We start from the raw sequence: 9,777 nt of genomic DNA, 5'->3' as shown, positions 1-9,777 counted from the left end.
TTCGTGTCCGATTCCCGGTCGAAGCGGGCCTCGCATTTTCGCTTTCCAGTTCTTCGCTTTCGCGTTTCCCTTTCCGGCGAGTCCGACTCTATCAGGCCTTTCCTGTCCCATTGACCAGCCTCCAGCAGACATGCCGGTGCCGATCTGGGGTTAGGGTTTGGGCTTAATAGTCGCCGCCGACCCCCGACTCAAAGTCGCGTTGGGGTCAGGCAGGAGTACGACAGTACAGGTTGCCGGGAGACGAGGCAAATCCTTTCCGGTACACCCCTAGGTCCTCGAACCGGCAGGACTCAGGCGGAACCGGGACTTCATATGACTTACTCTGCTGAGCAGTACGCCGCCCTCCTACAAGCCGTGGCGGCCCACCACTGAAGCTCCACTCTGGGAGGCACCCATGACCACTGTGACGTCCCCTCTTGCCGGACGTGCCATCGGGCTCGCCGCGGTACCCGACCCGGTCTTCTCCGGCGCGATGGTCGGTCCGGGTACCGCCATCGACCCGGTGCGCGAGCCGTCGGAGGCCGTGTCGCCGGTCGACGGAATCGTCGTCTCCCTGCACCCGCACGCTTTCGTCGTCGTGGACGGCGAGGGACACGGTGTTCTCACCCACCTCGGCATCGACACCGTCCAGCTGAACGGTGAGGGCTTCGAGCTCCTCGTGAACAAGGGTGACACCGTGACTCGCGGCCAGAGCATCGTGCGCTGGGACCCTGCCGCTGTCGAGACGGCGGGCAAGTCGCCGATCTGCCCCATCGTGGCACTGGAGGCAACCCCCGACTCGCTCTCCTCCGTCGTCGAGGACGGCGACGTGAAGGTCGGCGACGCACTGTTCGGCTGGCAGTAACGCGTTCGGCGCAGTGACAGCCGACGGGACAACCACCGCGGAGGCCTCGGCCGCCGCACAATCGGAGACAGGTGAAATGGAGACAACGCTGCGGGGCGTAGGCGTGAGCCACGGTGTGGCGATCGGCGAGGTACGGCACATGGGCACGGCAGTGCTCGAACCGCCGGCCAAGCAGATCCCGGCCGAAGAGGCGGAGCGCGAGCAGGGACGGGCGCGGCAGGCAGTGGAGGCGGTGGCGGCCGACCTCGTCGCTCGCGGCAACCTGGCCGGTGGCGAGGCCCAGCACGTGCTGGAGGCCCAGGCCATGATGGCCCAGGACCCCGAGCTGATGGCCGATGTCGACCGGCGCATCGCCGTCGGCAGCACCGCCGAGCGCGGCGTGTACGACGCGTTCGCCTCGTACCGGGCGCTGTTGGCCGGTGCCGGGGAGTACCTGGCGGGCCGGGTCGCCGACCTCGACGATGTGCGCAACCGGATCGTGGCCCGGCTCCTCGGTGTGCCGATGCCGGGTGTACCGGACAGCGACGAGCCGTACGTGCTCATCGCGCGGGACCTGGCTCCTGCCGACACGGCCCTCCTGGACCCGGCCCTGGTGCTCGGTTTCGTCACAGAGGAGGGCGGGCCGACCAGCCACAGCGCCATCCTGGCGCGGGCGCTCGGTGTGCCCGCCGTCGTGGCACTCCCCGGCGCCGGCGAGCTGGCCGAGGGCGTCGTCATCGCGGTGGACGGCAGCACCGGCGAGATCTTCGTCGAGCCGAGTGAGGAGAAGCGCTCGGAGATGGAGAGCGCCGCCGCCGCCCGGAAGGCCGCGCTGTCCGAGTCGACCGGTCCCGGCGCGACATCCGACGGTCACAAGGTGCCGCTGCTCGCCAACGTCGGCGGACCCGGCGATGTGCCGGCGGCCATCGAGGCGGGCGCCGAAGGAGTCGGCCTGTTCCGTACCGAGTTCCTCTTCCTCGACGACAGCAAGCAGGCACCGTCGGAGGAGAAGCAGATCGCGGCCTACCGCGCGGTGCTTGAGGCGTTCCCCGAGGGGCGTGTCGTGGTGCGGGTACTGGACGCCGGGGCGGACAAGCCGCTGGACTTCCTGACCCCGGCGGACGAGCCGAACCCCGCACTGGGTGTGCGTGGGCTGCGCAGTCTGCTGGACCACCCCGATGTGCTGCGGACCCAGCTGACCGCGCTGTCCAAGGCCGTTGAGGGGCTGCCCGTCTACCTTGAGGTCATGGCGCCGATGGTCGCGGACCGTGCGGACGCCAAGGCGTTCGCCGACGCGTGCCGCGAGGCCGGGCTGAACGCGAAGTTCGGCGCGATGGTCGAGATTCCGTCGGCCGCGCTGCGGGCCCGTTCGGTGCTTCAGGAGGTGGAGTTCCTGTCGCTGGGCACCAACGACCTGGCGCAGTACACCTTCGCGGCCGACCGTCAGGTGGGTGCGGTGTCCCGGCTGCAGGACCCGTGGCAGCCCGCGCTGCTGGATCTGGTGGCGATGTCCGCCGACGCGGCCAAGGCCGAGGGCAAGAGCTGTGGTGTGTGTGGCGAGGCTGCCGCCGATCCGCTGCTCGCCTGCGTTCTGACCGGTCTGGGAGTGACGTCGCTCTCGATGGGCGCCGCGTCCATTCCTTATGTGCGCACCACGTTGGCGAAGTACACGTTCGCGCAGTGCGAGCGGGCCGCTTCCGCCGCGCGTGCGGCGGACTCCGCCGAGGAGGCGCGGGTCGCCGCGCAGGCGGTGCTTTCGGGCGAGTAGGTCCTCGGCGCCCGGACGATCCGGACGATGAGGGGAAGGGGCTTCCCGCCGATGGTGGCGGGGAGCCCCTTCGGCCTGTCAGTGGTGGGGCTCCGGTTCGTCGGCGCCGATGTCGAATCCGGCGCAGTACTCCACACCGGATTCCGGGGAGACCGGCTCCCCGGTGTCGGCATCGGTGCAGTAGGCGCTGAAGACCTCGCCCGCCGTCAGCGGGGCGAGGCAGCCCCGGGTCAGCCGCCAGCCGTGCACCCGGTCCGGGGTGCCTGGTGCGCTCGTCCGCAGGACGACTCCCCCACGGCGTTCGAGGGCGATGCCGACGGCGAGCACGGTCACGAACTCGGCTCCCTCCGCCGAGTCGAGGCGGGCCTCCGGTCCCGCCCCCTCGCACTCCGTGTGCAGCGCCGCGAGCAGTTGCTCGTTCTCCGTGGGGGTGCTGCAGACCAGGTGGTGGGTGCCGGGGCCCGCCGACTCCAGGGTGCGCAGCAGGAGATGGGATGCCCGGTCGAACGCCGCGCGGCCGATGTCCTGGCCGCAGTCGGCGCACTCCCCCAGGCCGGCCAGGAGCATCGTGGCGTACTCCCAGGTGGCCCGGCGGACCGAGCGGTCGACGAGGAGCGGGATGAGAGCGGCGAGTGGCTGCCCCGTGTAGGCGACGGTGGCTCCGATGGCCGCGATCTCGGCGGTGAAGCGGCTGCGGCTGGCCGGGGAGTCGGGTGTGATGTCCGATTCGGCGCAGAACTCCGCGTACTCCTCCGGGTCGAAGAGGGCCACCGTTGTGTGCACGCCCTGCGCGGCAAGGGCTTTGAGCAGGCCTTCGACCTGCTGGAGGTAGACGGAGTGGTCGTCGAAGGTGAAGGTGTCGTAGCGCCGCATCGCCGCGAAGTCCTGCTCATCGGTCAGCAGGCCGATGGTGCTCGGTGCTTCGCGGCGCAGCGAGCGTCGCATGGTGATGCCGGTCCGGCCGTCGGGCGTGGTCCGCCTGTTCCCGGACTGCTTCTTCCTGGTCTGCCTGTTGCCGGCGGGCTTGTTTCCGGTCTGCGCCATGATTTCCCCCAGTGCGCTGTCGATCATTGCTCACTCAGAGTAATCACGGGCACTGACAGTGGCGCCCGTCAGCGGCGCTCGCGCGCCAGCTGCTGGTAGAAGTGGAGGAGTTCCGGATTGTCGATCGAGCCGGGGTTGACGGCCTTGGCCAGGGCCGTTCCCTGGAGCAGGCGTTTGACCGGAACCTCGATGCGCTTGCCGGTGAGGGTGTGCGGGATGCCGGGGACCTCGATGACCTCGTCCGGGACGTGGCGCGGCGAGAGGTTCTCCCGGATGGTGTGCTTGATCGCGGCGCGCAGTTCGTCGTCGAGGGTGGCGCCCTCCGCGAGGTGCACGAAGAGCGGCATCCAGTACCCGCCGTCCGGCTCCTCAAGGCCGATGACGAGCGATTCGCGGATCTGCGGGAGCCGTTCGACCGCTTCGTAGATGTCGGCGGAGCCCATGCGGACGCCCTGCCGGTTGAGGGTGGAGTCGGAGCGGCCGTGGATGACGACGGAGCCTCGCTCGGTGATCGTGATCCAGTCCCCGTGGCGCCAGACTCCGGGGTACACGTCGAAGTAGCTGTCGTGGTAGCGGCTGCCGTCGGGGTCGTTCCAGAAGTGGATCGGCATGGACGGCATGGGCTGGGTGACGACGAGTTCTCCGACCTCGCCGATGACCGGCTTGCCCGCCGCGTCCCAGGACTGGAGGTCCGTACCGAGGCCGGGCGCCTGGAGCTCGCCGATGTGGACGGGGAGGGTGGAGACCGCTCCGGCGAAGCAGCTGCAGACGTCGGTGCCGCCGCTGACCGACGCGATCCACAGGTCGTCGGCCACCTCGTCGTGGAGCCAGCGGAAGCCGTCGGGCGGGAGCGGGGAGCCGGTGGTGGCGACGCACTGGACACGGGAGAGGTCGAAGTCGCGCCACGGGTGGATGCCGGCCTTGCGGCAGGCCATGACATAGGCGGCGGAGGTGCCGAAGAGCGTGGCGCCCGTCTGTTCGGCCACCCGCCACTGGGCGCTGACGTCCGGGTAGCCGGGGCTTCCGTCGTACAGCACGAGGGTGGTGCCGGTGAGGAGGCCGGAGACGAGGAAGTTCCACATCATCCAGCCGGTGGAGGTGTACCAGAAGAAGCGGTCGTCCGGGCCGAGGTCGCAGTGCAGGCCGATCTGCTTGAGGTGTTCGAGCAGGATGCCGCCCTGGGACTGCACGATGGCCTTGGGGAGGCCGGTGGTGCCTGAGGAGTAGAGCACCCACAGCGGGTGGTCGAAGGGGACCTGCTCGAAGACGGGTTCGGTGTCCGCGGCGGTGAGGGCGGACCATTCGAGGGCGCCGTCCGGCGCTTCGGTGCCCAGCAGCGGGATGTGGACGACGGCGCGCAGGGTGGGGAGTTCACGGCGCAGCTCCGCGACGGTGTCGGCGCGGTGGTGTTCCTTGCCGCCGTAGCGGTAGCCGTCGACGGTGAACAGGACGACGGGTTCGACCTGCTGGAAGCGGTCGAGGACGCTGCGGGCGCCGAAGTCGGGGGCGCAGGAGGTCCAGACGGCTCCGACGGCCGCGGTGGCGAGGAAGGCGACGACCGCCTCCGGGATGTTGGGGAGGTAGCCGCTGACGCGGTCGCCCCGGTTGACGCCGAGTGCGCGGAGTTCGGCGGCGAGCGAGCCGACCCGGCGGCGGAGCTCGGACCAGGAGGTGGGGGTCTGGGTATGGGTCTCGTCCACGTGGAGCAGTGCGGGCGCTTCGGCGCGCAGGGGGTCCTCCGCGGCGCGCAGCGCGTGTTCGGCGTAGTTGAGGGTGGCGCCGGGGAACCACTGGGCGCCGGGCATGGCGCGGTCGCCGATGACGGTCTCGTACGGGGTGGAGAACCGTACGTCGAACCATTCGGCCACAGCCTGCCAGAAGGTGTCGAGCTCGTCGACCGACCAGCGGTGCAGCGCTGGGTATCCGCCGTCGGCCGGTGCTCCGTGGCGCTCGGCCGCCCAGGTCTGGAAGCGGGTGACGGCCGCGGTCGCGATGCGGTCCGGGCCGGGCTGCCAGAGGGGGGCTTCGTCGGCTGCTGAGGTCATGGGTCGGCTCCTGGGCTGTACGGGTGCGCGGGTCGGCGTGGGTCGCGCGCACGTGCTGGGGTGTGCGCGTGAGGCGGCTTTCACGGACGATGCCATGTGATCGTCCTTCGCACCAGGGCCGCCCGCCCATGATGGCGTGTCCGGATATGTGGTCCGGGCACGCTTCGCCGTGTCGGGCCGCGCACCGGACCGTGAGTGAACGGAAGTTGAACAGAACCCGCTGCCGTCGCGCCGGGTGGCAGGGTGTGCCGCATGAACGGTCGTGACCTGGTGCGCTCGGTGAAGTCGGTGGGTTCGAAGCAGGGGCTGCGTGCGGTGCGCTCGGCGTGGCGGCGCTCACGGCTGGACGCGCGGGCGCTGCCCTCGCGCGGGCCGGAGCGGGCGCGGGTGCCGGGGCTCGTGGTGGGGGCGGAGCCGGGGCCGGGCGGGGGCGTGGTGCGGTTCGCACGGTCGGAGCTGAGCGTCCGGGTCGCGGTGGGGGGTGCGGTCTTCTGGGGGTGGGACGGGGCGGAGCCGCTGCCGTCGTACGCGCTGCCGGGGCCTGCTCCGGACGCCGATCCGCGGGCCGTTCTGGAGCCGGACAAGGACGGCGGGTGGCAGGTGGTGTCGGAGCGGCTGACCGTCGCGGTGTCCCGGCACGGGGCGGTGGAGCTGCGGACCCCCGGGGGCGTGGTGCTCCGTCGTGAGCTGCCGCCGAGGTGGTGGGAGCCGGTGGCGGGCGGGTCCGCGCGGTGGGTGCAGCGGTCCGAGGTCCCGGCGGACGCGCGGTTCTTCGGGCTCGGTGGGCGGGCGGCCGGTCCCCGGCTGAGGGACGGCGAGTACGGGCTGTGGAACACCGATCCGGGCGGCCGGTTCGGGCCCGGCGACGACCCGCTGTACGTGACGATGCCGGTTCAGCTGGTGGTCTCGGACGCGGGGACGCATCTGGTGTTCCACGACAACTCCTGGGCGGGGCGGGTGACGCTGCGCGAGGGGGAGGAGGGTGCCGGCTCCGGTCATGACCGTCCCGGTATGTCGGAGGTGCGGATGGAGGGCGGTCCGCTGCGCTGCTGGGTGGTGGCGGGCACTCCGGCCCGGGTGTTGCAGGGCTGGACGGCCCTGACGGGGTCGCCGGCGCTGCCGCCGTCCTGGGCGCTGGGTCCGCAGCACGCCCGCTGGGGTTTCGGGAGCGGGCGGGAGGTGCGGCGGGTCGTGTCGGGGTACCGGGAACGCGGGCTGCCGCTGTCCGTGCTGCATCTGGACATCGACCACTACGACGGGCACCGTGTGTTCACGGTGGATCAGGAGCGGTTCCCCGATCTGCCGGGGCTGGCGCGGGAGCTGCGCGCGGACGGGGTGCGGCTGGTGTCGATAGTGGACCCGGCGGTGCCGGCCGCGCCGGGTGACGCGGTGTTCGACGCCGGCCGGGCGGTGGGTGACTCGGGAGCGTTCGTGCGGGACGCCGGTGGGCGGATCGTGCGGGGTGAGGTGTGGCCGGGTGAGTGCGTGTATCCCGACTTCACCGATCCGCGGGTGCGCGAGTGGTGGGGCGGTCTGTACGCGGAGCGGCTGGCGCAGGGGTTCTCCGGTGTCTGGCACGGCATGAACGAGCCGGTCTCTTTCGCGGCGTTCGGTGACCCGACGCTGCCCCGTTCGGCGCGCCACGCGCTGGAGGGACGCGGCGGTGATCACCGTGAGGCGCACAACGTGTACGGGCTGGCGATGGCGCGTGCCGGGTACGAGGGGCTGGCCCGGCTGCGTCCGGACGAGCGGCCGTTCCTGTTCTCGCGTTCCGGCTGGGCGGGGATGCAGCGGTACGGGGGCACCTGGTCCGGTGATGTGTCGACGGGCTGGCCGGGGTTGCGGGCCTCCCTGTCGCTGGTGCTGGGTCTCGGGCTGTGCGGGGTGCCGTACTCGGGTCCGGATGTCGGCGGTTTCGACGGGTCGCCGTCGCCGGAGATGTATCTGCGGTGGTTCCAGCTGGGTGCGTATCTGCCGTTGTTCCGTACGCATGCGGCGATCGGCGCGGGGCGCCGGGAGCCGTGGGAGTTCGGACCGAGGGTGCTGGAGGCCGCGCGGGAGGTGCTGGTGGAGCGGGAGCGGCTGCGGCCGTACTGGGTGACGCTGGCGCGGCTGGCCCGGCTGACGGGTGCGCCGTATGTGCGTCCGTTGTGGTGGGGCTCCCCCGGTGACCAGGCGCTGCGGGACTGCGAGGACGCGTTCCTGCTCGGGGACGCGCTGCTGGTGGCGCCGGTGCTGGGGCCGGGGGTCTGTGAGCAGGCGGTGCGGCTGCCGCCGGGGCGCTGGTACGACACGGTGAGCGGTGCGGTGCACGAGGGGCCGGGTCAGGTGGTGGTCGAGGCGCCGTTGTCGCGGGTGCCGGTGCTGGCGCGGGCCGGGTCGGTGATTCCGGTGCGGGGTGCGGACGGCGGTCTTGAGCTGGAGGTGTGGGCTCCGGTGGAGGGGCGCGGCGGTGGCGGCTGCGTGGTCCGTGATCCGGGGGACGGCTGGGAGGAGGCGGTGGTCGAGCGGTACACGAGCCGGCTGGTGGGCGGGCGGGTCGTGGTGGAGCGGGAGGGTGCGGAGGGGCTGGTGGACTGCCCGGTGCGGGTGCGGGGGCTGTGAGCGGCGCTCAGTGGTACCGGCCGGCGAACCAGGAAAGGACGGCCTCCGTATGGAGGGGGAAGGCGAGCTCTTCGGGGGCGCGCAGGATGTCGTACCCGGAGGTCTCGTCGGTGGGTGCGGACGCGGGAAGGATGGCGGCCGGCCGCGTCGGGAGCAGGCCGAACAGGAGGAGGTGGCCGTCCGGTGAGCTGAGTGCGTCGGCGAGGCGGACGTCGTCGCGGTGGGCCTCGATGCCGGTCTCCTCGCGGAGTTCGCGGACGACCGCGCCCTTCCAGTCCTCCGCGTGGTCGATGAAGCCGCCGGGGAGGGCACGCCCGCCGAGGGCGGGTTCGATGGTGCGGGTGATGACGACGAGTCCGGTGCCGTCCGCGTCGGTGACGGGGAGCAGGGCGACGGCGACCGGGAGGGGGTTGCGGTAGGCGGTGGCGCCGCAGACCGTGCAGGTGCGGGGCCAGGCGTCCGGGGACGCGAGGGCGGTGTACGGGGCTCCGCAGCTGCCGCAGTGGGAGTCCTGCGCGGGCTTCACGGGCCGGTCGGGGTGGTTCGTCGTCGCGGACACGCGCGGACTGTATCCGATCTCCTGACCGGCGCGGCCGGACTGTTGGACGATGTGCTCATGACAGGTCTTGCTTCCGCTTTCCGTGTCCTGGCAGCCACTGCCGCCACCCTGCTCGCCGTCACCGTCGCCGCCCCGGTGGCGCAGGCGAAGCCCGAGCCGAAAGCCCCCGCGGAGTTCGTCTCGCTGCGCGCGGTCGACCCCACGATCATCCAGGAGATGCGTTACCCCACCGGTCACGACTTCATGGGCGAACCGGTGGACGGGTACCGCGATCCCCTCTGCATCCTGACCCGGCCCGCCGCCCGGGCGCTGCACCGGGCCCAGCTCCGGCTGCTGCGCCAGGGCTACTCGCTGAAGGTGTACGACTGCTACCGGCCCCAGCGGGCCGTCGACCACTTCGTACGGTGGGCGAAGGATCTGGACGACGAGACCATGAAGGGCGAGTTCTATCCGCGGGTCGACAAGACCCGGCTGTTCGCCGACGGTTACATCGCGGAGAAGTCCGGACACAGCCGGGGCAGCACCGTGGACCTGACGCTGGTGAGGCTGCCGGCCCGGCCCACCGCGCCGTACCGGCCGGGTCAGCGGCTGGTGCCCTGTTACGCACCGCTCGCCGAGCGCTTCCCGGACAACTCGATCGACATGGGCACCGGATTCGACTGTTTCGACACGCTCTCGCACACGGACGATCCGCGAATCCAGGGAGTGCAGCGCACCAACCGGCAGTTCCTGAAGAAGACGCTCACCGACGCCGGATTCGTCAATCTGGCCGAGGAATGGTGGCACTACACCTTTACGCCCGAGCTGTTCCCGGACACCTACTTCGACTTCCCGGTGGCCCGGCGGTCCGTCGCCGGCCACTGAGACGGGAGGGTTGAGCGGGCGACTGGGACCACCCCCGTGGGTTCCAGCCGCCCGTTCTTCTTCTCGGACG

General features: G+C 71.4%; 7 protein-coding genes. 4 read left to right on the top strand and 3 right to left on the bottom strand.

Annotated elements, in window-relative coordinates; translation table 11 throughout:
* The first annotated feature begins 394 nt into the window (after window positions 1-394).
* Together ACZ601_RS22550 and ptsP are read left to right on the top strand one after the other, a co-directional pair.
* The gene (locus tag ACZ601_RS22550; RefSeq protein ID WP_311306854.1) at window positions 395-844 is read left to right on the top strand and encodes a PTS sugar transporter subunit IIA; all 450 of its coding nucleotides are present in this window, start codon (window positions 395-397) and stop codon (window positions 842-844) included.
* A 76-nt stretch (window positions 845-920) separates the two neighbouring features.
* Entirely contained in the window at window positions 921-2,591 is a 1,671-nt protein-coding gene (gene ptsP, locus ACZ601_RS22545; protein WP_469540635.1) for a phosphoenolpyruvate--protein phosphotransferase, read from the top strand.
* Window positions 2,592-2,669: 78 nt separating this feature from the next.
* Here ptsP and ACZ601_RS22540 read toward each other — a convergent pair whose 3' ends face one another.
* Together ACZ601_RS22540 and ACZ601_RS22535 are read right to left on the bottom strand one after the other, a co-directional pair.
* Window positions 2,670-3,662 (bottom strand): hypothetical protein, encoded by a 993-nt coding sequence (locus tag ACZ601_RS22540; RefSeq protein ID WP_440578708.1) that lies wholly within the window; start codon window positions 3,660-3,662, stop codon window positions 2,670-2,672.
* Window positions 3,663-3,703: 41 nt separating this feature from the next.
* Window positions 3,704-5,680, bottom strand: coding sequence for an acetoacetate--CoA ligase (locus ACZ601_RS22535; RefSeq protein WP_469540632.1), 1,977 nt, complete (start codon window positions 5,678-5,680; stop codon window positions 3,704-3,706).
* Window positions 5,681-5,932: 252 nt separating this feature from the next.
* Between ACZ601_RS22535 and ACZ601_RS22530 the strand changes: the two genes are divergently transcribed.
* Window positions 5,933-8,284, top strand: coding sequence for a glycoside hydrolase family 31 protein (locus ACZ601_RS22530; RefSeq protein WP_469540629.1), 2,352 nt, complete (start codon window positions 5,933-5,935; stop codon window positions 8,282-8,284).
* 7 nt (window positions 8,285-8,291) lie between these two features.
* Here the strand turns inward: ACZ601_RS22530 and ACZ601_RS22525 are convergent, their stop codons facing one another.
* The gene (locus ACZ601_RS22525) at window positions 8,292-8,843 is read right to left on the bottom strand and encodes an NUDIX domain-containing protein (RefSeq protein WP_469540627.1); all 552 of its coding nucleotides are present in this window, start codon (window positions 8,841-8,843) and stop codon (window positions 8,292-8,294) included.
* A 57-nt stretch (window positions 8,844-8,900) separates the two neighbouring features.
* Between ACZ601_RS22525 and ACZ601_RS22520 the strand changes: the two genes are divergently transcribed.
* The gene (locus ACZ601_RS22520) at window positions 8,901-9,707 is read left to right on the top strand and encodes a M15 family metallopeptidase (RefSeq protein ID WP_469540624.1); all 807 of its coding nucleotides are present in this window, start codon (window positions 8,901-8,903) and stop codon (window positions 9,705-9,707) included.
* Window positions 9,708-9,777: the final 70 nt, after the last annotated feature.

It is taken from the genome of Streptomyces sp. NPDC104307, assembly GCF_055584045.1.
This window is presented reverse-complemented; position numbering and strand designations above follow the sequence as displayed.

What these genes read in the sequence shown, in the direction of transcription:
- ACZ601_RS22550 (WP_311306854.1), top strand. Translation starts at nt 395, where the DNA reads ATGACCACTGTGACGTCCCCTCTTGCCGGACGTGCCATCGGGCTCGCC.
- ptsP (WP_469540635.1), top strand. Translation starts at nt 921, where the DNA reads ATGGAGACAACGCTGCGGGGCGTAGGCGTGAGCCACGGTGTGGCGATC.
- ACZ601_RS22540 (WP_440578708.1), bottom strand. Translation starts at nt 3,662, where the DNA reads ATGATCGACAGCGCACTGGGGGAAATCATGGCGCAGACCGGAAACAAG.
- ACZ601_RS22520 (WP_469540624.1), top strand. Translation starts at nt 8,901, where the DNA reads ATGACAGGTCTTGCTTCCGCTTTCCGTGTCCTGGCAGCCACTGCCGCC.
- ACZ601_RS22530 (WP_469540629.1), top strand. Translation starts at nt 5,933, where the DNA reads ATGAACGGTCGTGACCTGGTGCGCTCGGTGAAGTCGGTGGGTTCGAAG.
- ACZ601_RS22535 (WP_469540632.1), bottom strand. Translation starts at nt 5,680, where the DNA reads ATGACCTCAGCAGCCGACGAAGCCCCCCTCTGGCAGCCCGGCCCGGAC.